Below are 24,062 nucleotides of genomic sequence, written 5' to 3' on the forward strand. Positions count from 1 at the left end.
CATGACTGACGACGTGTTCGTGCTCGGTCTTGACGAGGAGAACGAGCGCATCCTGAAAAGACTCCCGTCCGCGGCCGGGCTGCGGTTCCGCCCGTTGCTCAGCCCGGACGAGCTGCAGCACGGCGAGATCGACTTCCCGGACCTGATGAAGAAGGCCCGCCAGCAGCTGGACGATTTCGACGGCGACCCCGCCGCGATCGTGACCTATTGGGACTTCCCGGCCGCCACCATGGCGCCGCTGCTGTGCGAGGAACGCGGCCTCCCGCACGTGCCGCTCCCCGCGGTGCTCAAATGCGAGCACAAGTACTGGAGCAGGCTCGAACAGCGGAAGGTGATCGACGAACTGCCGCCGTTCGGCATCGTCGACCTGGACGGGGAGCCGCGGCCGCCGGCGGGGGTGGACTTCCCGATGTGGCTCAAACCGGTCAAGGGGTTCTCGTCGGAACTGGCGTTTCACGTGCGGGACATGCAGGGCTTCGCGGACGCCGTCGAGGAACTGCGGGAGGGTGTCGGACGGGTCGGGGACCCGTTCGAGGACGTGTTGCGCCAGGTCGATCTGCCGCCGGAAATCGCCGAGGTCGGCGGGGCCGCGTGCCTGGCCGAATCCGAACCGGCATCGACCCGCGCGACCAGGAGCGTCCGGGAATTCCCTTGGGCCGCCCCGGGCACGCCCGCGAAGTCGCCGCGGCGGTGGCTTTCCTGGCCACCCCCGCGGCGGGATACATCACGGGCGCTTCATTGGTGGTCGACGGCGGGCTGATGCACATGGGCGCGCAGGCCGGAACGGCGTTCCCGGACCACAGCTGGCGGCGCCCCTAAGCCCGTTCGCGGCTGCCGCTGAGCGCGACGGCCAAGGCGACGAGCGCGGTCAGCCCGTGCAGCCAGTTGTCCGCCCAGTTGAGGTTCACCGGGTCGTCGCGTGCGGTGCTGAAGGCCGTCGCCAGTATCCCGTACGCGGTGAGCCCGGTGAACGCCACGAACAGCACCCAGCAGTACGCGACGGCTCCGGAAAGCTTGCGTGCGGCCAAAATCCCGAGCAAACCGAGTGCGGTGTGGACGATGTTCAGCACCGTGCTGGAACTGAACAGCCAGACCACGCGGGTGGTGTCGTGCCCGGCGTGCGCGGTTTCCGGCACGAAGAACCCGGCGATGCCGAGGACCAGGTAGACCAGCCCGAGCACGGCGACGACCGGCCGCGCCCGGGAACGGGTGGTGACCGTCGGCATGGGGACTCCTTTCCGCGGCCGGTCGCGCCCGGTCACTCCTCGCGGAGGGACTTCGCGACGGAACCGCCTGCCTCGTCCGCCTGTTCGGCCGGATCCGGATCCGCGCGGCGCTGCGGGAGGTCCTCGTCCGGGGCCGCGGCCCTGGACGCCTCCGCACGGGCGAGCGTCTCGTCGTCGGGCGGGTTCGGCACCGGCTGGACGTCCGGGCGTTCCTCGGCGAGCCGGTTCCCGAGCGGTTCGCCTTCGCGCGCCTCGGCGGGCGTCGTGGCCTGCCGGGTCGCCGGGCTCCAGCGCTCCGGCGGTTCGACCCCGGCCTCCAGCGGGTCGACCCGCAGTTCGTCCTCGTCGAGGGACTCGGACTGGTCGAGCGTTTCGGGCTCGGCCGGATCGCTGTCGGGCATCATGCTCCCTCCTCGCTGCGGCGCTTTCCGTCCGGGTACCCGCGCGGAACGGGGCAAAACGGCGTCAGGCGGCGGCGAGATCGCGGATCGCGGTCTGTGCTTTCTGGATTTCCTGCCCGACCAGGAGCGCGGTGAAGCGGGCGACCGCGATGCTGTGCGCCGCCGAGGCGACCGCGTCGCAGGCTTCCTGCGCGTCGTCCGAATGGTGCCGCACGCGCCCGGCGAGCAAGGATTCCTCGAGCTGGCCGCCCAGGTCGGGGAGGAGTTCGGAGAGGTCGTCGGCGAGCAGGCTCAGCAGGCCGAGCGTGCGGTACAGCTCCGCGGGGGATTCGTAGCCGCCGGCACCGGCTTCGCGACGGAGCCGGCGCAGCGCGGTCTGCGCCTGCTCGGCCGGTGCGGGAGACGTCGCTGAATGGTCCATGAACCGCTGATACCCGGTGGTCGCGCCGCTAACCGGACGATTGCGGGCGGCTGCCCCGGGTATCCGGGAACGATGAACGAGATCGTCGAACTCATCCGGAGGCGGGCGTGCCTCGCGGAGTCCCGCGACGCCGAACGGGTCGCGCACGCCGTGCTGCGGACGCTGTCCGAGCGGATCTCGCCGGAAGCGGCGGCCAGCCTGGCGGTGCAACTGCCGCCCGGACTGGCCGACGACCTGCGCCCGGGCGGCGGCTCCGGGGAACGCTACGAACTGGAGGACTTCGTCGAACGGATCGCGCGCCGGGCGGACCTGACGGATCCGGAGGCCCTGCACCGGGCCGGCGTGGTGCTGGACGTGCTGGGCCGCGAGACGGTGCAGGTGGCGGACGAGGTCTGGGACGTGCTGCCGGAACCATTGCGGCACCTGGTCGGCGTTCAGGCCGCGTGACTGGCTCAGGCGTTGCGCATCCGGGGCCGGTGCGGCTGGGCGTCGCCGCCGGGGATGTCGCGGTCCACGTGGTCGGCGTGGTGCAGCGCCTGCGCCAGCAGCCCGCGCACGTGCTCGTCCGCGGCGGAGTAGTACACGAACGTTCCCTCGCGGCGGCCCTTCACCAGCCCCGCGAGCCGCAGCTTGGCCAGATGCTGGCTGACCGCGGTCGGCGCGGCCCCGGCCAGTTCGGCGAGGCAGGCCACCGACGATTCCCCCTGCAGCAGCGCCCACAGCACCTTGATCCGCGTCGGGTCGGAGAGCAGGCGGAAGCTTTCCGCGGCCAGGTGGACCTGCTCGTCGGAGGGCATGTCGAAGTCCGGCAGGGAGGAGTGCATGCCCCGATGCTACCGTTCCTTTTCGATTATCTGCGCATCTGCGCAGGTATGCTGACAGTGGGCCGGGGCGTTCGCCCGGTCGTGGGACATTGCGGAACATCCGGGAGCGGGCGATGGCAGAGCTGGGACACGGTTCCGAGGCTGCGGCGGGCGGCCACGCGCACGAGCCGGAATCCCGCCAGGACAGCCCTGGCCACGAGCATGGGCACGACCCCGCGCATGGCCATGGCGTTTCCGGCCCTGGTCACGAGTCCGCGCACGGCCACGGGCACGGCCACTCGCCTGTGCACGGCCACGGCCACGGCCACCGCGACGGCCCTGGTCACGAGCCCGCGCACCCGCACCCGCACGCGCACCGCCACTCGCCTGCGCACGGCCACGGGCATGGTCATCACGAGCCCGCGAGCTGGCGGCACCGCGTCAAACACCTCCTCACCCCGCACAGCCACGACAGCGCCGACCGCCTCGACACCGCCCTCGAAACCAGCCAGCGCGGCATCCGGGCGCTGATCTGGTCGTTCGCCGCCCTGTTCGGCACCGCCGTCATCCAGCTGGCCCTGGTCGCGGTCACCGGTTCGGTAGCTCTCCTGGGCGACACCATCCACAACTTCGCCGACGCCCTCACCGCCCTGCCGCTGGGCATCGCCTTCGCACTGGGCCGCCGCGCCGCGACCCGCCGCTACACCTACGGCCTCGGCCGCGCGGAAGACCTCGCCGGAGTCGTCGTGGTGCTGATCATCGCTGGATCCGCCGCGCTGGCCGCCTACGAAGCGATCGACCGGCTCCTGCATCCGCACCCTGTGCAGCAGCTCTGGGTGCTCGCCGCCGCCGGAGTGGTGGGCTTCGCCGGGAACGAGCTCGTCGCCCGGTACCGCATCACCGTCGGCCGCGAAATCGGCTCCGCCGCCTTGGTCGCCGACGGCCTGCACGCCCGCACCGACGGCTTTACCTCGCTGGCCGTGGTGCTGGGCGCAGTCGGAGTGGCCCTCGGTTTCCCGGCGGCCGACCCGGTCATCGGGTTGCTGATCACCGTCGCGATCCTGTTCGTCCTGCGCGACGCGGCCAAGGAAGTCTTCCGGCGGCTGATGGACGCCGTCGACCCGGCGACCGTCGAACTGGCCGAAGCGACAGCCGCGGCGGTGCCCGGAGTGGAGGGCGTGCGGGAGGTCCGGATGCGCTGGATCGGCCACAGCCTGCGCGCCGAACTCGCCGTCCAGGTCGGCAACACCCTCACCGTCGAGCAGGCGCACGAACTGGCGCACAGCCTGGAACACCGGCTCATCGCCGCGGTTCCCCGCCTGACCGCGGCGGCAGTGCACGTCGAACCGGCGATCGGGGCGGAGTCCGTGCACCTCGGTTGATCGCGCATCGACCGATCGGCTGATCCGTCGCTCCGCCGGGACCGGCCGGAAAGTCTGGCCGCGCAGTCGATTCGCCGCACCGGTGCCACCCGGCACGGTGGACGCATGGCAATCATCGAGGTGGAAAGCCTCGTCAAGCGGTACGGCGGGCAGACCGTGGTCGACGGCGTCAGCTTCGCCGTCGAACCGGGCGAGATCTTCGGCATTCTCGGCCCGAACGGCGCGGGCAAGACCACGACCGTCGAGTGCGTCGAAGGGCTGCGCAGGCCGGACGGCGGGACGATCCGGGTCTGCGGCCTCGACCCCCAGCGCGACGACGCCGAACTGCGCCAGGTCCTCGGCGGGCAGCTCCAGGAAAGCGAACTGCCGGACAAACTGAAGGTCGGCGAGGCGCTCCAGCTCTACAGCTCGTTCTACCGCGACCCGGCCGACTGGCGGGAACTCGCCGGAATCCTCACCCTCGAGACCAAACTCGGCACTCAGTTCCGCCGCTTGTCCGGCGGCCAGAAACAACGGCTGTCGATCGCGCTCGCGCTGCTCGGCAATCCCCAGGTCGCGGTGCTGGACGAACTCACCACCGGCCTCGATCCCCAGGCCCGCCGCGACGTCTGGGGCCTGGTCGAACGCATCCGCGCGCGTGGCGTGACGATCCTGCTGGTCACGCACTTCATGGAGGAAGCCGAGCGGCTGTGCGACCGGCTGGCGGTCATCGACGCTGGTCAGGTCGTCGCGGTCGACAGTCCAGCCGGGCTGGTGGCACGCGTCGACGACCAGCAGCGGCTCCGGTTTCGCGCTGCCGCGCCCTTCGACGACGCCGTGCTCACCAGGCTGCCGGAGGTCACCGCCGTCGAGCGCGCCGGCAGCCAGATCGTCGTCACCGGACGGGGAAACCTGCTGCTCGCGGTGACGTCCGCGCTGGCCCGCCGCCAGATCGCCGGCCTGCGCATGGACCAGACCACGCTGGACGACGCGTTCGTCGCGCTCACCGGCCGTTCCATCGAATCCTGAGGAGACCCCGGTGCCCGCCTTGTCCCGGCTCGCCGCCACCGAAACGAAACTGTTCTTCCGCGAGCCGATCGTCGTGTTCTTCGCGCTCGCGTTCTCGCCGGTCCTGTTCGGCGTTCTCGGCCTGATCCCGGCTTTGCGCGACCCCGGACCGGACGGAGTCCGGATGATCAGCCGGTACCTGCCGATCGTCGTCGCGATGGGGGTCGCGCTGTTCTCGCTCAGCGGCCTGTCCCAGCTGTTCGCCTCCTACCGCGAGAAGGGCGTGCTGCGGCGGATGCGGCTCACCCCGGTGAAACCGACTGTCCTGCTCGGTGCGCAACTGCTGATGGCTGTGGTGCTGTCGGCGGCGTCCACGCTGGTCATCCTCTTAACTGGATGGCTGGCCTTCGGTATCGACCTCCCTCGGCAGCTGCCCGGGTACCTGCTCAGTTTCGCCCTGCTGGCACTGGCGCTGTTCGCGATCGGATTGCTGGTCGCGGCGCTCGCCCGGTCCGCGAAGAGCGCCAGCGCGGTCGGTTCCCTGGTGTTCTTCCCGCTCGTGTTCTTCGCCGGGCTCTGGCTGCCGCGCGCCGACATGAACGACGTGCTGCGGACGATCAGCGACCTGACGCCGCTCGGCGCGGGCGTACAAGCGTTGCAGGACACGGCTTCCGGGAATTTGCCGCAGCTGCTGCACCTCGGTGTCATGCTAGGGTGGCTTGTCGTGGCCGGGGGCTTGGCCGCGCGCTATTTCCGCTGGGAGTGACTGGTGGGCATCGAGGGGGAGCTGCGCGAAGAGTTCGACCGCTGGGAACGCGCACAGACGGCGACCTTCACCGTGCTGCCGTACGTCCTTCTCGCGGTGAGCGTGAGCATTACTTTTCTACAGCTGCCCGCGGATCTTCCGGTGGTACTGGGTCTTTCCGCCGCTGCCGCCCTGTGGCTGCTGTGGTTTCACACTCTCCATCCACCCGCATTGCGGGCCGGATATTACGCGGGCCTGCTGGCGATCACGGCGGGCTTGGCAGCTCTCGCGCCGTGGTACGGCCTGTTCGCCTTTGTCGGCTACCCGCAAGCATTCCAGTACCTGACCGGACGCTGGCGATACGCCGGCGCTGCGGCCACCGCGGTGGTCTCGGCAATGGCCTTCCTGGGCGGAATCGCCAAGATCGACGCGGAAAACCTCTGGTGGGTGTGGCTCGGCGTGAGCGTGCTTTCGATCGCGCTGGCGGGAGCGGTGTTTTATTTCGTGGACATGGCCTACCAGCGGAACGAATTGCAGAAACAGGCGCTCGCGGAACTGCACGAGGCAAACCGGAAACTGGAAGCCGCCTTGGCCGAGAACGCCGGACTGCACGCGCGATTGCTGGTCCAGGCTCGCGAGGCCGGAGTCCTGGACGAACGGCAGCGGATGGCGCGGGAAATCCACGACACCCTCGCCCAGGGCCTGGCCGGAATCCTGACCCAGCTGCAAGCCGCCGAGCAAACCGCGGCCGAACCGGAAGCGCTGGGCCGCCACGTGGCGAACGCGACGAACCTGGCCCGGGAAAGCCTGGTCGAGGCGCGCCGGACGGTGCACTCCGTCGAACCGTCGGTGCTCGCCGAAGCCCGGCTCCCGGAGGCGATCGGCGAGGTGACCAGGAACTGGTCGGCGGCCAACAGCGTCAACGCCGTGCTCACCACCACCGGTGACGCTCGCCCCATGCACACCGACGTCGAAGTGGCTTTGCTGCGGACCGCGCAGGAAGCGCTGTCGAACGTCGCGAAACACGCGCGAGCGAAGCGGGTCGGCCTGACCTTGTCGTACATGCCGGACCTGGTAACCCTCGACGTCCGCGACGACGGCGTCGGCTTCGAGCCGAATGCCAAGCGCGCCAACGGTTCCACGAACGGCGGCTTCGGACTGTCCGGAATGCGGCAGCGGGTGCAACGCCTCGCGGGACGCCTGGACATCGAATCGGAACCCGGCCGCGGCACGGCGATCTCGGCGACCGTGCCCGCCATTCCGGCCGGAGGTGCGCGGTGATTTCATTGCTGATCGTCGACGATCACCCCGTGGTGCGCGACGGCCTGCGCGGCATGTTCTGCGCCGACCCGCGGTTCGAGGTAGTCGGCGAGGCCGCGGACGGAGCCACCGCGATCACGGCGGGCGAGCAGCTTCGCCCGGACGTGATCCTCATGGATCTGCGCATGCCGGGAACCGACGGCGTTACCGCGATCAAGGAACTGGCGAAACGCGGTGTCCCCGCACGAATCCTGGTGCTGACGACGTACGACACCGACAGCGACGTCCTCCCGGCGATCGAAGCGGGAGCCACCGGGTATCTGCTGAAGGAAGCACCCCGGGAGGAGCTCTTCCGCGCGGTCGAAGCCGCGGCGCAAGGCCAAGCGGTGCTCTCTCCGACGGTCGCGACGCGCCTGATGGGGCAGCTGCGGCAACCAGCGGCGGATCTGTTGTCGGAACGCGAAATCGAGGTCCTGCAGCTGATCGCGAAGGGTGCGACGAACCGCCGGGCGGCCGAGCAGTTGTTCATCAGCCAGGCGACGGTGAAGACGCACCTGCTGCACGTGTACGCGAAACTCGGCGTCAATGATCGTGCGGCGGCAGTGGCTGCAGGGTTCGCGCAAGGGTATTTGACTTTGTAGGGCTAAATGGGTGCGTGCAAGGTGAGCTCGAATGGGGCGAACCCGCGCCCGCGGTAGAAGCTGATAGCGGATTCGTTGGCCGCCTAAGCGGTGACGCAGGCTTGATTCGCACCGGATTTCCTGGCCCACGCGAAGAATTCTTCCGTCAAGGCGGTCGCGACACCGGTTTCGCGATGCGCGGGGTCGACGCGCAGGCTCTCCAGCACGCCGACCACCGCGTCCGGCCGGAGCGGGTCGGGGCGGCGGATGCGGCCGATCAGGTGGCCGATCGCGGAGCCTGCGGCGGAGAATGCCAGCAGGCAAAGGGAATCGTCGCGGCGCACTAGGTCCGCGAAGTAGGCGGCGCCTTCGCGGCGCGGCCAGGCGACGTCCAGGTAGGGATCCCGCTGCCCGCCGTCCTCGGCGAACAGGCCGGTTGCCGAGGCGACGAGCTGCGGCACGGATTCGGGCGTGGCGCGGACGACGACAGAGTTCATGAAGAAAACGCTAACCGGTTCGATTAATCTTGCAAATATCGAATTTCCGGCGATAAATCAAGCCGACCAGACTCGCTCCCCGCCGACCCACGTTTCCCGTACCTGCACCCGGTCCAAGGCCTCCGGGTCGGCCGCGAACGGATCCTCGGCCAGCACCGCGAAATCGGCCAGGAACCCGGGCGCGAGCTGTCCCTTGGTCGCCTCCTCGCCGGACGCGTAAGCCGACCCGGTCGTGTAAATCCCGAGCGCGGCTTCGACGCTGATCCGCTGCGAAGGCCCGAACACCTCGCCGTTCGGGGCCAGCCGCGTGACACAGCTGCGCAGTGCGTACAGCGGCGGGAACGGCCCGCACGGATGGTCGGACGAACCGGCCACGGCGACCCCGGCGTCGAGCATCGAGCGGTGGGCGAACATGCGCTCGACGCGTTCCGCCCCGTAATACTTGGTCAGCTTGTCCCCGTGCGCGGCGGCGTAGTTCGCGAACGGCACCGCGACCATGCCGTGGTCGCGCATGCGCTTCAGGATCTCGTCGTCAATGATGGAACAGTGTTCGATGCGGTGCCGCGGATCCTCGCGCGGGTTCGCGGCTTGGGCCTGATCGACGGCGTCGAGGACCCGGCGGATCGCGCGGTCGCCGTTGGCGTGCACGCAGACTCGCCAGCCGGCGTCGTGCACGTGGCGCACGGTGTCGGCCAGTTCGGCGGCGCTGACGCGCTCCAATCCGTAGCTGTCGGTGCCTTCGATGGGCTGTTCGACCAGGCAGGTCCCGCCGTTGACGGCGCCGTCGGCGAAGGTCTTGACGCCGCCGAGGCGCAGCCGGGTTTCCGGGGTGAGCGGGGTGTCGGGGAGGGCGCGGAAGTAGTCGAAGTGGTCGTAGGCGGCCAGCGCGTTGACCCGCAGGGTGAGCTGGTCCTGGTCGGCCAGGTGGCGCAGGACCTGCCATTCGGTGCGGCCGACCAGCGCGTCGCCGACCGAGGTGATGCCCGCGGCGTGCAGCGCGGCGGCGTGCCGGGTGAAGGCGGCGGCCAGGACCTCGGTGGACGGGTCCTGCACGATCGTGGGGCGCGGGGTGAAAGCGGGAAACGCCAGGTCGTAGAGGGCTTGGTCGTGGATGACACCGTCGAGGCGGCCGGCGGCGTCGCGGCCGAGGTGACCGCCGGGCGGGGGTTCGCTCGAGTCGGTGAGGCCGGCGAGGGCGAGGCCGGGGGAGTTGACGACGCCGGCGTGCAGCGTCACGTGCACGACCAGCACCGGGTGGTCCGGGCAGGCTTCGTCCAGCTCGGCGCGGGTGAGTTCGCGGCCGCCGTTGCTGCGGAAAGAGTCGTAGCCGCAGCCGATGACCCATTCGCCGGGCGGCGTCGCGGCGGCTTGTTCGCGCAGGGCCGCGGTGAGGTCGGCGGTCGAGCTGATCCGGGACGGCGACAGGTCGACCTGCAAGGACTGCGCGGCGACGACGGTCGGGTGCTGGTGGGCGTCGTTGAAGCCGGGGATGACGGTGGCGTCGCCGAAATCGTGCAGCTGCGCGCCCGGGAACTCGCCGCGCAGGTCGGCGACGGCACCGTGCGCGACGATCCGTTCGCCGCGCATCGCGAAGGCAGGCGGTTCGGCGCCGGTCATGGTCACGATGCGCCGGGCGGTGACGATCTGCACGGATTCCGGTGCGGACACGAGGTTCCCTCCAGGGTCGACGGCTGACCGTGCGGCATCGTGTCCACAAAGGACGGTGTGGCCCCGGTGCCGCACCGCCGATTCTAGGGGCGCGGCGGGCCAGGGCGCATGGTCGAAGCTGGTTGCGGCATTCGGGTGATCTGGGTCCCACCCGGGCGAACTCCGGAATGAGAACCGGCTCCGCGGCGGTGTATACGCTGGAAGCACCGGGCGCCTGGCCCGGCTCCCGCGGCGGCAGGAGGCTCGCATGTCCGGCATCGGCGGTGCGCGGGCCGCGCTCAGTGCCGCGGCCGAGCCGTGGGAGATCCAGGTCGGCCGCGACCTCGCCGACCGGCTCGACACCAAACCGCCTTCCCGCTGGTCCCGGCCGGGCGCGGCGGCGGAGGACCTCGCGGACCTGGTCGGTCCGGGCGAGGTGGTCCTGGCCCCGTCGGCGACGCGGCCGTCGGGCGACGGCGTGGTGTGGACGCCGGAACAGGCGCTGGGCGCGGGCGCGCGCGGGGTGGCGCTGTGGGTCGACGATCTGCCGTACCCGCGCATCGTCGGCGCGATCCCGTACCCGGAGCTGATCGCGGTCGAGCACGCGATGGCGGGGAAGCACGCGTGCCTGGTGCTAACCGGTGTCCGCACGACACTGGTTTTCCGCTACCGCTCGTGGGCGTGGCCCGCGGTCGCCGACCTCCTGACCCACGTCCGCTCGCGCGCGCACCGCCCCGGCGCGCCGGAACCGGCGCACGCGGGCCCGCCCGCCCTCGGCTGGGAGCGGCTCCCGGCGTCGCCGTTGGTGGCACTCGGACATCCCCGGCATACGCGCTACCTCGGCGCGGAACCGGAACTCCCGCAACGCTGGCTGTGGCAGCAATCCCGGCCGGCGGCGTTCGTCGTCCTGACGCGCCAGGAGCTGGTGGTGGTCCGCCATGTGCTGGGCCGGCGGCCGCTGACGCACGGCGTCCAGCTGCTGGCGGTGGCGCGGAACCGGATCACCGGCCTCGGCACGGGGGGCGACCGGTTGCGGATCGCCGCGTCGGGGAGCCGGTACGAGGCGGACCTCGGCGCCGAACTGGCGGAGGAAGCCCGGTCGCGGTTCGAGCCCATGCTGCACGCGGACGGTCAGCGGCACGTGGTGCGGAAGGCGTCGAAGGCTCCGCAGGCCTGATCGCCGCGGAACCGGATCCTGGGCGAGAGCACCTTTTTCCGGCGGGTTGTCACAAACCGGGCGGCCGTCCGGTCTTAGCCGACGATCTGGCTGTGCGACTCCCGAGGAGAACCCATGAGCTTGGCCCCTTCCGCCCGTCTCGACGAGGCGGTCCCTTCGCGGTACGCGCTGAAGGTCGGCGACATCGAAGTGCTGGTGATCAGCGACGGCGTGCTGCCGATCACCGCCGAAACGCTGGCCACCAACGCCGACCGGGCCGATCTGGCCGCGTGGCTGCGCGAAATGTTCCTGCCGCCGGAGATGATCGACTGGCCGCTGAACGTCGCCGTCGTGCGCAGCGGCGGCCGGACGGTGCTGATCGATTCCGGCCTCGGCACCGAATTCCCGGGCTTCCCGCGCGCCGGGCAGCTGGCGATGCGGCTCGTCGCGGCCGGGATCGACCCGTCGTCGGTGACCGACGTCGTGCTCACCCACCTGCACATGGACCACATCGGCGGGCTGCTCGTCGAGGGCCTGCGCGGCCGGCTGCGCGAGGATCTGCAGGTCCACCTCGCGTCGGCGGAGGCGGAATTCTGGCAGGCGCCCGATTTCTCGCGGACGGTCATGCCGGAGCCGATCCCGGAGGTGCTGCGCACGACGGCCACGCGGTTCCTCGACGTGTACCGCGGCCAGCTGCGGCCGTTCGAAACCGAGCACGAGGTGGCGCCGGGCGTGCGGATCTGCCGCACCGGCGGGCACACCCCCGGCCACAGCATCGTCCGGCTGGAATCCCGCGGCGAACGGCTGACGTTCGCCGGTGACGCGGTCTTCCAGCCCGGGTTCGACAATCCGGACTGGTACAACGGGTTCGAGCACGACCCCGAGGAATCGGCCCGGGTCCGGATCCGGCTTTTGACGGAGCTGGCCGCCAGCGGCGAGCAGCTGGTGGCGACGCACCTGCCGTTCCCGTCCGTCTGCCACGTGGCGGTCGCGGGCAACGCGTTCCGTTTCGTGCCGGCGGTGTGGGACTACTGAGCCGGTCTTCCCCGGGTGCGGTTTCGCTCCGCATCCGGGGACTTCGGCGCGATCTTGTGGTAAGCAATCCGGCTATGCGCGGAAAGATGATGCGCGGCCTGGCAGTCGCCGCGATGAGCCTGTTGACCTGTCTCGTCGCCGTACCGCCGGCGCCGGCCGCACCGGAGCCCAAGGCGCCGCACGAATTCGTCGCCCTGCGCGACGTCGATCCGACCATCGTGCAGGAGATCCGGTACATCACGCCGCACAACTTCACCGGCGCGCCGGTCGACGGCTACCGGCAGCCGATGTGCATCCTGACCCGGGACGCCGCCGTCGCCCTGCACAAGGCGCAGCTGTCGTTCCTGCGCCAGGGCTACACGCTCAAGGTCTACGACTGCTACCGCCCGCAGCGTGCGGTCGACAACTTCGTGCGCTGGGCCGAGGACCTGTCCGACCTGCGGATGAAGGACGAGTTCTACCCGCGGGTGGAGAAGGACCGGCTGTTCGCGGACGGCTACATCGCGGCGAAATCCGGCCACAGCCGGGGAAGCACGGTCGACCTGACGCTCGTCCGGCTCCCCGCGTTCCCGACCCGGCCGTACCGCCCCGGCGAGCCGCTGACCCCGTGCTACGGCCCGAAAGCCGAACGATTCCCGGACAACTCGCTCGACATGGGCACCGGTTTTGACTGCTTCGACACCCTCGCGCACACGCTCGACCCGCGGATCGTCGGTAAGCAGCGGGAGAACCGGATGCTCCTGCTGCACGGCCTGGAGCGGGCCGGGTTCAAGAACCTGCCCGAGGAATGGTGGCACTACACGTTCCAGCCGGAGACGTTCCCGGACACCTACTTCGACTTCCCGATCTCGCGGCGTTCGCTGAGCGGCCGTCCGTTCTAGGGCAGGCGGGTCGCGACGACCGCGGCGACGGATTTCGCTGTGTCGCAGATGGCGGTGAGGTTTCCTTTGCTGGCTTCGTCGGTCATCTCGACGAGTACGACTTCGTCTCGTCGTTCGGGGGTGCCTTCGAGCGGCGGGAGGGTCGGCGAGTAGGTGCGGTGGACGAGGGTGACGTCGCAGGTGTCGCCTTCGCTCTCGTGCGGATCGACGTACGCGAGGTGTCCGCCGACGGTCGTGCGCGTCTGGCCGTCCGGCGGGTCCTCGGCCAGCGGCCACTGCCGGTCGTAGTAGAGGTCGACCGACTTCGCGTCGTGTCCCCACGAGCAGGCCCAGTTCGCGAAATGCCGGTCGACCGGGTAGTCCGGTCCGACGGTCCGGCGGAGCGTGGCGTCGTCCACCAGCGTGCAGGCGTCGGTCCGCGCCAGCGAACCCGGCTGGAACGGCTGGGCCCGGCGGGCGATCGGGCCGCGGGCGACGCGCGCGTAGGCGTCCCCGACGACGGCGTCCGCCATCGCGCACAGTTGCGGTGCGGCCGCGCCGTCGGAGCGGACCGAACTCACCGTGACGACGGAGAGATCCGGCAGCGTGAAGGACCGCCGGCATTTCCCGGCGTCGGGATTCGGCCGCCGGATCTCGCCGAGCTTTCCCCGGACCGGCGGCACCTGCGGGTACTGCTCCGGTTCGGACAGTTCCAGGCTGGTCACGATCGTGCCGCTGCGGTCGGGCAGGGTCGTGTTCAGGTCGCAGCGCGCGAACGTGCCGAGGTTCGGTTCGAGGAACACTTTGCCGTACTGGCTCAGCGAATTCACCGACAGCAGCGAGCACGGATCCGCGGTGTGCGGGTCGCCTAACAGGTCTTGCGCCGGCGGCGCGGCGGTCGCGTTCGCGGGCGGGGTGTCGTCGCGGGTGAAGATCAGAAACCCGGCCGCCAGAAGGACAACCGCGCCAAGCGCTGCGCCGATGATCACGGGACGCCGGGATTTCTTCGCCGCTCGCGGCACTGGCGCACCGCGCAGGAAGGTCTCGACCTCGACCGCGGTCGGGCGGTTTTCCGGCTGACGGCTGAGCATCGCCAGCAACGCGGGCCCGAGCGCACGAGCGTTGCGCGGCGGCTCAGGGGTTCCTTCCGCGGCCCGGCGCAGTTGCGCGAACGGTCCGTTTTCGCCGCTGCCCCAAGGAGAAGCGCCCTCGACAGCTGCGAACAGCGTCGCCCCGAGCGAGAAGACGTCCGACGCGGCGGTGGCCGCTTCGCCGTTCGCAACCTCCGGCGCGAGGTACCCGGCGGTGCCGCCGACGCGGGCACTGTTGGTGAGCGTGACCTCGTGCCCGCGGGAGATGCCGAGGTCGGCGAGTTTGGCGGTGCCGTCGTCGGCGACCAAGACGTTGCCCGGGGTGAGGTCGCGATGCACCATGCCGCGCGCGTGCATCGCGGCGAGCGCGGACGCGATCTGCACGCCGATCGCCGCGGCCCGTTCGGGAGCGAGGACGCCGTCGGTGTGCACGATCTCGGCCAAGCTGCGTGCCGGGAGGTACTCCATGACGAGCCAGCGGTCGGTGCCGTCGGAAACGGAGTCGTACACCGCGACGATGTTCGGATGCTGCAGCGCCGCGCCGAGCCGGGCCTCGCGGCGGATCTGCGGTTCGTCGCCGTCGAGCGAACGCTTGAGCGCGACCGTGCGGCGCAGTTCGAGGTCGCTCGCCCGCCAGACGACACCCATCCCGCCGGCCCCGAGGCGTTCCTCGAGCCGGTAGCGTCCGGCGATCACCTGCGGCGCAGTCACCGCGACAGCCTAAGCCGCGCGTTCCCGGGTTGTCTTCGGCCCGCCCGGAGTCTTCAGTTCTCCTGCGCGGCGCTCTTGCGCAGTTGCCTGCGCACCAGCGGCCAGAACGCGGCGATCACGGCCAGCGACACGATGCTGGTCCACACCTGGGTGCGGGCGGAGTCGTCGGTCAGCAGCATGACCACGATGATCGCCACGACGCCGACGACGGTCAGGATGCCGAGCCACGGGTGCAGCCACATCTTGAGCTTCAGCCCGGCGCGTTCCTCCGGCGTCATGTTGTGCCGCATCCGCATCTGGGTGAACGCGATGAACGAGTACACGAACAGCGCGACCAGTCCGGCGGAGTTCATGATGAAGTCGAAGATGCCCGAGTCGGGCGCGACGAAGTTGACGAAGACCGCGATGTAGCCGCCGATCGTGCAAGCCGCCACCGCGACGACCGGCACGCCGGATTTGCTCTTCTTCGCCACCGCGCGCGGGGCCAGCCGTTTCTCGGCGAGCGCGGAGAACATGCGTCCGGCGGAATAGAGCCCGGAATTGAGCACCGAACACGCGGCGGTGAGCACGACCGCGTTCATCACCAGACCGGCGCCGGGCAGCCCGAACAGCGTGAAGGCGTGCGCGAACGGCCCCTCCTGTTTGGGATTCGGCAGCTGGTTCCACGGGACGATGGTGACGATCAGCAGCACGCCGCCGACGAAGAACAGCAGGATCCGCCAGATCACCGTGACGACCGCCTGCCGCACGCCCTTGGCCGGATCCTCGGACTCGGCCGCCGCCATCACCGCGATCTCGGTGCCGAAGTAGGAGAAAATCACGATCGCGACGCCGCTGAGCACCGGCCACCAGCCGTTCGGCGCGAAGCCGCCGTGCTGCCAGAGGTTCGGGATCGAGAAGCTCGCCTTCGGCCAGAGCCCGAACGCGAACAGCGCGCCGACCGCGAGGAACACGATGATCGCCGCGACCTTGATGCTCGCCAGCCAGTACTCGACCTCGCCGAACGACCGCGCGGACACCAGGTTCGTGGTGGTGAAGAACAGCAGCAGCACCACCGAGAACACCCACTGCGGCACGTCCGGGAACCACCCGCCGAGCACGGACCCGCCGACGACCGCCTCGAACGCGATCACGCCGATCCAGTAGTACCAGTAGAGCCACCCGACGAGATATCCCGCCCACTCGCCGAGCCCCACCCGGGCGTACTCCATGAACGACCCGATCGCGGGCCGCGCGGCGGCCATCTCGCCGAGCATCCGCATCGCGAGGAAGACGAGCAGCCCGCCGATGAGATAGGAGACGACGGCGGCGGGCCCGACGGCGCGGACCACGTTGCCGGAGCCGACGAAGAGGCTGGCCCCGATGATCCCGCCGAGGGCGATCATGGTGATGTGCCGGGAGCGCAGCTTTTTGGGGTCGCTGGCGGGGGTCGCTGCTGTGCCAGGGGTGGTGTGGGGCGGGGTTGTTTCGGGGGTGTTCGCGGGCGGTTCGGCTGTGCCTGAGGTTGCGCGGGCTGTGTGCGCGGGCGCGACGGCTTCGCCTGAGATTGCCTCGCCTGCGGCCGCCTTGCCCGGTGCGGCTTCGGCTGGGGTCGCGGTGCGGTCGGTTGCCTCGCCCGGCGTCGGCGCCTGTGCGGTCGCGCCTCCTGCGCTCGACTCGGCCGGGGTCGCCGTGCGGTTGGTTGCCTCGGCCGGTGCCGCCGCGTGTGCGGTCGCGTCTGCGCCTGATCCGGCCGGGGACGTCGTGTGCGAGGTGGCTTCGGCCGGAGTCGCCGTGCGCTCGGCAGCCTCCGCCGGGACCGCATTCCCCGCCGCTGCCTCGCCCGAGGCCGCCTCGCGGGGGCTCTCCGGGCTGCCTTGGCCCTCTTCGGTGATCCGATCAGCCATCGATCGATCTTCCTCTCGTCCAGCCGTGCCGTCCCGCGGCGCCGCCCCGCCGACAACGATGTCGGAACCAGCCGCGGAGCCGGGCCTCGCTGACGCGGGACAGTCTGCGGCCGCCGGGTCCGTCGAGGCTAGGTGCGACAGGGAGCGGATGCTGGGCGAGAAAGTTGTCGATCATCCGAATGGAGCAACAGTGCGCGCCGGATTTGTCGGATATCGGCGAGCTGGGGTGCGGAATCAGGCTCGCTGGAAGTCTGCCAGCGTCGCCATGATCTGGTATTTCGTGCTCGCGGCCACGCGGGGATTCGTTGCCGCATAAGCGGTGTATGCGTTGAGTCCGGTGCTCAACGCGTATCCGCGCCCGCGCGTCCAGCTGTCCTCGTCGAGGCCCGACTCCGCGCGAAAGATCTCCCGAGCCGAAGGCGGGAGGAGCGTCCATGCGATCAGCGCGTCGCAAGCCGGATCGCCGACGCCTAGTCCGCCGAAGTCGAGGACGGCGCTGATCTGTCCGTCCGCGATCAGGAGGTTGCCCGGATGCAGGTCGCCGTGCACCCACACCGGCGGGTGCGGCCACGGCGGCGCGGCGAGCGCGGCGTCCCAGACCGCAGTCAGCGCGGCGCTGTCGAAGACGTCGGTCTCGGCGATCGCGGCGCGCGTTTCGGCGTCCCGGCGGGCGAGCGGTGCGCCGATGAACCCGTTGTGCGGTCCGGCGGCGAGCGAGGGATCGGCGGGGATCCGGTGGAGCGCCGCGACGAACCGCGCCAGTTCGGCCGCGATCCGGGCCGGGCAGGCGAGCCCGCCGATGTCCGGGGGCGAGCCCGGCAGCCACCGGGACACCGACCAGTGCCACGGATAGCCTTCGCCCGGCGCCCCGAGCGCGACCGGCTCGGGAATCGCCAGCGGCAGGTGCGGCGCGAGCCGGGGGAGCCACCGGGACTCCTTCTCCGGCTGTCCCGCCGCCCACTCGCCGCGCGGCAGGCGCACGGACAACTCGTCCCCGAGCCGGTAGAGGACGTTGTCCGAACCGGCCGGGTCGAGCCGCGACAGCGGGAGGGCGGCCAGTTCGGGCAGTTGCGCGGCCAGGAGGCGCTTGACCAAGGTTTCGTCGGCGGAGTGCGTTGCGGGCAAAGGCAAGTCTCTCGGTCAGGCGCCCGGCGCGGCCCGGGACGTTCGCCTCGATCAGACCACGCCGTCCGGTGTCCGTCTACTGGATTTCGCATCCGAGACGTCGGGAAAGGCTTGCCCCTCAAGGGTTTCCCTCGGTGCACGCGGAGCCTTATCGCGCGCCCGAGGCAACCGGCTGTCTCACGGATCTGCCCGGCCCGGAAGCCCCGGCCGGAGCGCCGACGGCTGCCGGCAGGCGTTCACGAAAGCGGCCACCGCCGGTGCCGGTTCGGTGCTGCGGTGCAGCAGGTGGAAGTCGGTCGCGCGGCCGGGTTCGGCCAGCGGCCGGTACACGACTTCCGGGACCGCGGCCCGTTCCACGCCCGCCGGGACCACCGCGATGCCCACCTTCGCGGCGATCAGTGCCAGCACGCTCAGTGTGCTGTCGGCGCGAAAACGGGACGGCGGGTCCGCCTCGCGCCGACGCGGCCACGGCGGCGCGAGGTCGCCGTCGCCGATGATGTACTCGATGTGTTCCTCCCCGGCGAGCTGCTCGACGGTCAGCGTCCGGTGCCGGGCGAGGCGGTGCCCCGCGGGCAGCGCGACCAGAAACGACACCGAGCTGGCCGGAGCCGAGGCCAGCCGCGGTTCGCCGGGCGGGGCCGGGAGCGCGCTGAACCCGACGTCCAGTTCGCCGGCGAGGATCGCGGTGCGCTGAACCTGCGGCCCCGCCTCCCGCAGCTCGATCCGGACCAGCGGGCGTGCCTCGTGGAACTCGCGGATCAGACCGGCCAGGAGGCCGCCGAACACCACGGCGCCCGCCACGCCGATCCGGACGCTCCCGGTCTCGCCGCGCAGGGCGGACCGCGCGGCGTCCTGTGCGCGTCCGGCCTGGGCGAGCACTTGCCGCGCTTCGATCAGGAACGCCTGGCCGGCCGGGGTGAGCCGGGGCCGCCGTCCGGTGCGCTCGAACAACGGCCCGCCGAGTTCGTGCTCCAGGTCCCGGATCTGCATGCTCAGCGTGGGCTGGACGACGTGCAGCGTGCGCGCGGCCGCGCTGAACCCGCCCTCCTCGGCCACCGCGACGAAATAGCGCAGGTGCCGCAGCTCCATCCCGTCTCCTATCAGCCGGACTGATCAGTGAATCAGAAACAAGTGTTTGAGCTTATCGCTCGCTCGGGGCCATCGTGGAGGGACAGACCGACGAACAGGGGCAGCGATGCGGATTGTCACGCTCGAAGAACACTGGACCGACCCGGCGGTGACCGCCGCCGGCATGCCGAATCTGCTGAACCACGTGCCCGGCTACGCCGCGGCGTTCGACCCGGACACCGGGATGCCGTACCCGCGGCATCCCGAACTTCTGGCGGACCTGGGCGCCGCCCGGATCGCCGACATGGACCGGCACGGCATCACCACGCAGGTTCTCTCGCTGGTCAACACTTTCCTTCCGGCGGACGTCGCACCGGAATTGACCGCCGCGGCCAACGACACCATGGCCGAGGCGGTCGCGGCGTTTCCCGGCCGGTTCGCCGCGTTCGCCACCCTGCCGACGGCCGTCCCCGCCGCCGCGGCGGACGAATTGCGCCGGTGCGTCAGTGAACTGGGCTTCGTCGGCACGATGATCATGGGGCGCACCGACGACGAATTCCTGGACGAGCCGCGCTTCGATCCCATTCTGCGCGCCGCCGGCGACCTGTCCGTGCCGATCTACCTGCACCCGGCCCCGCCGCCGGTGGCGGTCAGCGAAGCCAGCTACGCCGGAGCGCTCTCGCCCGCGGTGTCGGCGGCGCTCCGGCTCCCCGCGTGGGGGTGGCATCAGGAAACCGCCGCGCACTTCCTGCACCTGGTGCTGACCGGGGTCCTCGACCGTTATCCGGGGCTGCGGTTCATCCTCGGCCACTGGGGCGAATTCATCCCGTTCTACCTCGACCGGCTGGACGAGAGCATGCCCCGGCGGATGACCAAGCTCGACCGGACCTTCCGCGAGTACTTCCGGGACAACGTGTTCATCACCCCGAGCGGCATGTTCAGCCAGGCCCAGCTCCGGTACTGCGCGGACACGGTCGGCGCCGACCGGATCCTCCATTCCGTCGATTTCCCGATGCTCGGCAACGAGGGTGCCGTGTCGTTCCTGACCGGCTCGCATCTTTCCCATGAGGATCAGGAAAAGATCGCCCACGGAAATGCCGACGCGCTGCTCGGTCTCGGCTGATTCGTTTCGCGGCCGAGGGTCAGTGCGGCTGGGAGAGGTCTCCCGGACGGAAGGCTTCCGCGGTAGTGCTCACCGGCGCGTCGAGTTCGGCTTTGTGCTCGCGCGGATAGACCCAGCGCAATGTCGCCGTCGACCCGGGGCCGGAGAAACCTATCTCGTAGAAGATCATTCCGTCGCTTTGATAGCCGGAAATCGAGTAGTGGTCGCCTTCGTCCTTGCGGTAGGTCACCCGGCCGGACTGTGCTTCCGTCTCGGCGGCCGCGTCGGCCAGCGCGGCGGCGACAGTGCGGCCGCCTGAGTTGGTGCCCCAGACGGTCATGGTCGCGTGGAGTGGCTTGTTGGCGAACGTCATTCCGTCGCCGTTTTCCGGGCTGTACGGCGTCGCGGTATATCCCTGGGGAACGCGTGTGGTGAAGCCGAACCGGGGGTTGGTGTAGGTGGTGCTGGCCGCCGGGGCGGACGAAGACGGCGTCGAGGGCGCCGGGGAAGTCGCTCCGACGCCCAGCATTGCCAGGAATTTCGGTTGCAGCAGGTCGCTGATCTCGGAATAGGGGAGGACGACCGTTTCTTTTCCGGCCGCCATGATGCATCCCAGTTCGTACCACACCATTTCGAACTGGACCCCGGTCTTGGTGAATCCGATCGGCGGCGCGGGCACGTGCCCGCGGCCGGGCACCCGGTCCGCCGCGTCGACGGTGGTTTTCCGGCCGGTGTCGTAGCCGACGGTCGGCTCCCGGCAAAAACCGGCTTGGGTGTGCGGGTCGATGCGGTCGGTCAGCGTTTTCATCCCGGCCGCGGTCAGCGCTTCGGGCCGGAACATGTCCTGGGGGCCGAGCGGGTTCCCGGTGGCGAGGTCGACGTTCACGGTTTCCGGGAAACGCCACGTCGTGTGGGAGAGGACATTCGAATCGAGACCGTGGTCGTAGCGAACGGAAAGCAGGCTCGGCGTCTGCAGCAGGATATGCGCGGTCGTGTGCGCCGCGGGCGTGTCCCCGGTGTCGGTGAACTGCTGCCGCCAGTCCGGATTGGCGCGTGCGTCGCGGATGGCCTTCAGCCGTTTGTCGATCGGGGCGCGCAAAGCGTCGTTGACGCGTTTCCGCACCGCGGCGTCCGGTCCGCCGGACACTTGCGGATACTGGAGGTCGTAGGTGATCGGGAGGGCTTGGTCGCGGCCGGAATCGGTCTGCATCGCGACGGTGAGCGCCGCGGGCGCGGGCGGGTCGTCCTGGCGGTTGAAGACCAGGATTCCGCCGGTGACCAGTGCGCTGACGACCACCAGCACCGCGACGACCTTGCCGACGATCACCGCGGTCGCCCCGGCTCCGGTGCCCGTGGCGGTCGGCACCCCGGCCCCGGCCGCGACCGCGCCGGCGCCCGCTCCGAGCGGCGCGGCGGCGGTGCCCGCGGTGGCCAGGAGGGCCAGCGGGGTGAGCGCGGTCAGGGCGGCGGACGCGGCGGCCAGGCGCTTCCAGCCGCGCTTCTCCCAGTTCTTTCCGTAGGCCTTGCGGGCGATGGTTTCCAATTCGGACACGAAAGCGTCCGCTGTGGACGGTCGCCACGCCGGGTCCTTGGCCATGCCGCGCGCGATCAGCGGCCGGAGTTTCTCGGGTACCGCGTCCAGCGGCACCGGCGCCATCTGGTGCAGCGAGCGGAGTTCGTCCGTGGTGGTCGCCTCGAACGGCTGGTGTCCGGTGATGCATTGGTAGAACACGCAAGTGGCGGCGTACACGTCGGTGGCGGGCTGGCCCGGCTGCCCGGCCCACTGCTCGGGTGCCATGTACGACGGCGATCCGGCAGTCAGTCCATTGTGGCCGTCCAAAGTGGCCAGTCCAAAGTCGACCAGTTTCGACTGGCCTTCCCGCGACACCAGTACGTTTCCCGGTTTGTAGTCGCGGTGGACGACTTCGGCGGCGTGCGCGTCGGCGAGTCCGAGCAGGGAGCCCTTGAGGATGGCCAGCGCGGATTCCGGGGCGAGGACGTTCTCCGTCGCCAGAAGCGCGCGCAGGGACACGCCGGGCACGGCCTCCATTACCAGCGCGGCACCCTGCGGTGTTTCGACGAAGTCGAACAACTGCACGACGTGCGGGCTGCGGACGCCGGACAGCAGCCACGCCTCGCGCCGGAACCCGGCCGCGATGTCCGGGTCGGCGAGGTACTCCGCGAGGAGGTATTTGATCGCCACCATCCGGCCGGATTCCTGGTGCTTGGCCAGCACGACGCGGCCGAAGCCGCCCACGCCGAGCACGTCGACCTCAGTGAACCCGGGCACCCGCCAGTCGCTCATCCCCGCCGCTTCCCCTCTCCGCGAGGCTGGTCGCGGTCGGCGAGATCGTACTCCGGAGATGTGGCATCCGGAGTGGAGTTGTCACATTTGTGCCTCGGTCGTGGGATCCGAGCCCGGACGCGCCTCGGGGTGCTGATGCGTCGGCGAGCCGGGGCTCAGGAGGCGGATTCCTTGCTCGGTGGTGCGGTAGCGGACCGTGCGACCGGACCGCTGCCCGGTGACCAGGCCGGTGTCGCGCAGGACCCGGAGGTGCTGCGAAACCGCGCTCGGCGACACGTGCAGGGCCTCGGCGAGGTCGGTGGTCGTGGCGGGGGAGCGCAGCGTCTCCAGGAGTTCCGCGCGACGCCGGCCCAGAAGGCGGACCGCGTGCCCCGCGGGACGGCGCTCGTCGGCTGTCCACAGTGCACCGCTGCCTCGCGCCGGGTAGCGGATCGTGGTCTGGGTGGTGGTGTGCAGTTTGATCATCACCCACGGCGGCCCGAGGACGACAGGGGAGAGGACCAGCCCGCCGGCGGGGCGTCCGGGCGAAGGACGGTTGTCGCCGTCGAGAATGAGGCGGCCGTCGTGCCAGTTCAGCCTGGCGTGCAGGTCGGTGAACAGACGGCCCGCGCCGCCGTCGGCCCATTGTTTGGCGCGATAGGCGATGTCCGCGTCGAGAACCGCGCGCAGCCGGGCCCAGTGCGGTGCGATCAGGCGGTCGTGCGCCTGACGCAATTCGGCAGCGATGGCGCGCAACCCGGCCGCAGGGTCGTCGGCGAGCGCCTGGGCCGGGCCTGGCAGGCGATCGCCGAAGACGCCGTGCAGACTTCGCCGGACCTCGCTCGAGGTGGTCCGGCACATCGCGGCGAGCGCCTCGTCGATCGTGCTAGCCGCGCGCGCCGGGGCGGGCAGGAGGAACTGCGGCCAACTGGCCCGGCCGGTGACCAGCAACGGCCAGGTCCACCGGAGGTCCAGCGGCCGCGCGGCGAGCTCTGCCGCGGCCCAGCGGGTCCAGTGTTCGTGCCGCGCCCGGCCCCAGCACCCGGCGAGGGTCTGCAGGCCGGAGACAGTTTCGGACAGCGGCGAGACGGCGAGCCTGGTGCCCGCGAGGTCGCCGGTGCTCAGATCGAGGGTGAGCGGCACGTCGCGATTATGCGGCAGAGGGCGGGTTGTCCGGGGACCGGCGGGCGGGGTTTGGCCTTCGCTGGGGCCTGGAGCTGCGCTTGAGGGCGGGCGGATGAGGTCTTGCCTTCGCTGGTCCGGGGGGTCTGTGGGTGTGGTGGTTGTGGTCTTGCCTTCGCCGGTCCAGCGTGGTCTTTCGTCGTGTGAGGCTGAGGTCGTGCCATCGCTGGTCCAGCGGGTGCGTTTGAGGGCGGGCGGCTGGGGTCTTGCTTCCGCCGATTCAGGCGTGCTCTTTCATCGTGCGAGGCTGCAGCCTTGCCTTCCCTGGCCAGGGCTGGTTTCAGCGGGTGCGGCGGTTAAGGACTCGCCTTTGCTGGTCCGGGCGGCTTTAGCGGCCAGGTCGTTGAGTCTAGCCTTCACCGGTCTAGGGCTGGTCGTTCAGCGGGCCGGGTGGTTGAGGGCGTGCGGCTTCTCATTGGTCCGAGCGGGGCGCGGCAGTGCGGTTGCCAAGGGGAAGCGCGGGTTCGCCGAACGCGCGGGGTGGGATGCCCCGTTCCCTCCTTCAACGGCCGGGGTCGTCGAGGATCTTGCTGTTTCTCGTCGGTTTAGGCGGCAGTGCGGTTGCCCAGGAGC

At 70.5% G+C, this 24,062-nt stretch carries 22 protein-coding genes and 2 pseudogenes; 12 read left to right on the forward strand and 12 right to left on the reverse strand.

Annotation, left to right across the window (positions count from 1 at the left end; all coding sequences use genetic code 11):
- Position 1: 1 nt before the first annotated feature.
- Positions 2–610, forward strand: a pseudogene (locus tag PUT80_RS17305) (biotin carboxylase); the annotation flags it as partial.
- Between the two features lie 8 nt (positions 611–618).
- Positions 619–819, forward strand: a pseudogene (locus tag PUT80_RS17310) (SDR family oxidoreductase); the annotation flags it as partial.
- On the opposite strand, the gene PUT80_RS17315 reads toward PUT80_RS17310, so the two are convergent.
- The 3 genes from PUT80_RS17315 to PUT80_RS17325 form a co-directional block, all read right to left on the reverse strand.
- The gene (locus PUT80_RS17315) at positions 816–1,226 is read right to left on the reverse strand and encodes a DUF4383 domain-containing protein (RefSeq protein WP_275292826.1); all 411 of its coding nucleotides are present in this window, start codon (positions 1,224–1,226) and stop codon (positions 816–818) included. The pseudogene PUT80_RS17310 and the gene PUT80_RS17315 overlap by 4 nt on opposite strands.
- Positions 1,227–1,258: 32 nt before the next feature.
- Positions 1,259–1,630, reverse strand: a complete 372-nt coding sequence (locus PUT80_RS17320; RefSeq protein ID WP_343076887.1) for a hypothetical protein — start codon at positions 1,628–1,630, stop codon at positions 1,259–1,261.
- A gap of 61 nt (positions 1,631–1,691) precedes the next feature.
- On the reverse strand, positions 1,692–2,048 hold the full coding sequence (locus PUT80_RS17325) for a hypothetical protein (RefSeq protein WP_275292827.1): 357 nt from the start codon (positions 2,046–2,048) through the stop codon (positions 1,692–1,694).
- Between the two features lie 72 nt (positions 2,049–2,120).
- On the opposite strand from PUT80_RS17325, the gene PUT80_RS17330 reads away from it, so the two are divergent.
- Positions 2,121–2,495, forward strand: coding sequence for a DUF2267 domain-containing protein (locus tag PUT80_RS17330; protein WP_275292828.1), 375 nt, complete (start codon positions 2,121–2,123; stop codon positions 2,493–2,495).
- A gap of 5 nt (positions 2,496–2,500) precedes the next feature.
- On the opposite strand, the gene PUT80_RS17335 is transcribed toward PUT80_RS17330, so the two are convergent.
- Entirely contained in the window at positions 2,501–2,872 is a 372-nt protein-coding gene (locus PUT80_RS17335) for a metalloregulator ArsR/SmtB family transcription factor (RefSeq protein ID WP_067584194.1), read from the reverse strand.
- A gap of 284 nt (positions 2,873–3,156) precedes the next feature.
- On the opposite strand from PUT80_RS17335, the gene PUT80_RS17340 reads away from it, so the two are divergent.
- The 5 genes from PUT80_RS17340 (at position 3,157) to PUT80_RS17360 (ending at position 7,866) form a co-directional block, all read left to right on the forward strand.
- A complete protein-coding gene (locus PUT80_RS17340; protein ID WP_275292890.1) occupies positions 3,157–4,233 on the forward strand; it encodes a cation diffusion facilitator family transporter in 1,077 nt (358 codons plus the stop codon).
- 105 nt (positions 4,234–4,338) lie between these two features.
- A complete protein-coding gene (locus tag PUT80_RS17345; RefSeq protein ID WP_275292829.1) occupies positions 4,339–5,241 on the forward strand; it encodes an ABC transporter ATP-binding protein in 903 nt (300 codons plus the stop codon).
- A 10-nt stretch (positions 5,242–5,251) separates the two neighbouring features.
- Positions 5,252–5,986 (forward strand): ABC transporter permease, encoded by a 735-nt coding sequence (locus tag PUT80_RS17350; RefSeq protein ID WP_134662319.1) that lies wholly within the window; start codon positions 5,252–5,254, stop codon positions 5,984–5,986.
- 3 nt (positions 5,987–5,989) lie between these two features.
- Positions 5,990–7,246, forward strand: coding sequence for a sensor histidine kinase (locus PUT80_RS17355; protein ID WP_275292830.1), 1,257 nt, complete (start codon positions 5,990–5,992; stop codon positions 7,244–7,246).
- Complete coding sequence (locus PUT80_RS17360; RefSeq protein WP_275292831.1) at positions 7,243–7,866, forward strand: response regulator transcription factor; 624 nt, start codon at positions 7,243–7,245, stop codon at positions 7,864–7,866. The genes PUT80_RS17355 and PUT80_RS17360 overlap by 4 nt, the downstream gene beginning before the upstream one ends.
- 83 nt (positions 7,867–7,949) lie before the next feature.
- Here PUT80_RS17360 and PUT80_RS17365 read toward each other — a convergent pair whose 3' ends face one another.
- Positions 7,950–8,342, reverse strand: a complete 393-nt coding sequence (locus PUT80_RS17365) for a GNAT family N-acetyltransferase (protein ID WP_275292832.1) — start codon at positions 8,340–8,342, stop codon at positions 7,950–7,952.
- Between the two features lie 57 nt (positions 8,343–8,399).
- Positions 8,400–10,010 (reverse strand): amidohydrolase, encoded by a 1,611-nt coding sequence (locus PUT80_RS17370; RefSeq protein ID WP_275292833.1) that lies wholly within the window; start codon positions 10,008–10,010, stop codon positions 8,400–8,402.
- A gap of 247 nt (positions 10,011–10,257) precedes the next feature.
- Between PUT80_RS17370 and PUT80_RS17375 the strand changes: the two genes are divergently transcribed.
- From PUT80_RS17375 to PUT80_RS17385, 3 genes are all read left to right on the forward strand, one after another.
- Complete coding sequence (locus tag PUT80_RS17375; protein ID WP_134731034.1) at positions 10,258–11,166, forward strand: hypothetical protein; 909 nt, start codon at positions 10,258–10,260, stop codon at positions 11,164–11,166.
- Between the two features lie 114 nt (positions 11,167–11,280).
- A complete protein-coding gene (locus PUT80_RS17380; protein ID WP_275292834.1) occupies positions 11,281–12,180 on the forward strand; it encodes an MBL fold metallo-hydrolase in 900 nt (299 codons plus the stop codon).
- Between the two features lie 74 nt (positions 12,181–12,254).
- Entirely contained in the window at positions 12,255–13,061 is an 807-nt protein-coding gene (locus tag PUT80_RS17385) for a M15 family metallopeptidase (protein WP_275292835.1), read from the forward strand.
- On the opposite strand, the gene PUT80_RS17390 is transcribed toward PUT80_RS17385, so the two are convergent.
- The 4 genes from PUT80_RS17390 to PUT80_RS17405 all read right to left on the reverse strand — a co-directional run bounded on the left by PUT80_RS17390 (position 13,058) and on the right by PUT80_RS17405 (position 18,942).
- Positions 13,058–14,842, reverse strand: a complete 1,785-nt coding sequence (locus tag PUT80_RS17390) for a serine/threonine-protein kinase (RefSeq protein WP_275292836.1) — start codon at positions 14,840–14,842, stop codon at positions 13,058–13,060. The two genes, PUT80_RS17385 and PUT80_RS17390, sit on opposite strands and share 4 nt — an antisense overlap.
- 53 nt (positions 14,843–14,895) lie before the next feature.
- The gene (locus PUT80_RS17395; RefSeq protein WP_343076888.1) at positions 14,896–16,728 is read right to left on the reverse strand and encodes an amino acid permease; all 1,833 of its coding nucleotides are present in this window, start codon (positions 16,726–16,728) and stop codon (positions 14,896–14,898) included.
- 234 nt (positions 16,729–16,962) lie between these two features.
- Positions 16,963–17,859: an aminoglycoside phosphotransferase family protein gene (locus PUT80_RS17400; RefSeq protein ID WP_275292837.1), complete on the reverse strand. Its 897-nt coding sequence runs from the start codon at positions 17,857–17,859 to the stop codon at positions 16,963–16,965.
- Between the two features lie 171 nt (positions 17,860–18,030).
- Entirely contained in the window at positions 18,031–18,942 is a 912-nt protein-coding gene (locus PUT80_RS17405) for a LysR substrate-binding domain-containing protein (RefSeq protein WP_275292838.1), read from the reverse strand.
- Between the two features lie 106 nt (positions 18,943–19,048).
- Here PUT80_RS17405 and PUT80_RS17410 point away from each other — a divergent pair, with 106 nt between their 5' ends.
- The gene (locus PUT80_RS17410) at positions 19,049–20,044 is read left to right on the forward strand and encodes an amidohydrolase family protein (protein ID WP_275292839.1); all 996 of its coding nucleotides are present in this window, start codon (positions 19,049–19,051) and stop codon (positions 20,042–20,044) included.
- Between the two features lie 19 nt (positions 20,045–20,063).
- Here the strand turns inward: PUT80_RS17410 and PUT80_RS17415 are convergent, their stop codons facing one another.
- Positions 20,064–22,328 (reverse strand): protein kinase, encoded by a 2,265-nt coding sequence (locus tag PUT80_RS17415; RefSeq protein ID WP_275292840.1) that lies wholly within the window; start codon positions 22,326–22,328, stop codon positions 20,064–20,066.
- Between the two features lie 81 nt (positions 22,329–22,409).
- Complete coding sequence (locus tag PUT80_RS17420) at positions 22,410–23,450, reverse strand: metalloregulator ArsR/SmtB family transcription factor (protein WP_275292841.1); 1,041 nt, start codon at positions 23,448–23,450, stop codon at positions 22,410–22,412.
- Positions 23,451–24,062 lie beyond the last annotated feature (612 nt).

The sequence above is a fragment of the Amycolatopsis sp. La24 genome (assembly GCF_029087445.1).
GTDB lineage: Bacteria > Actinomycetota > Actinomycetes > Mycobacteriales > Pseudonocardiaceae > Amycolatopsis > Amycolatopsis nivea.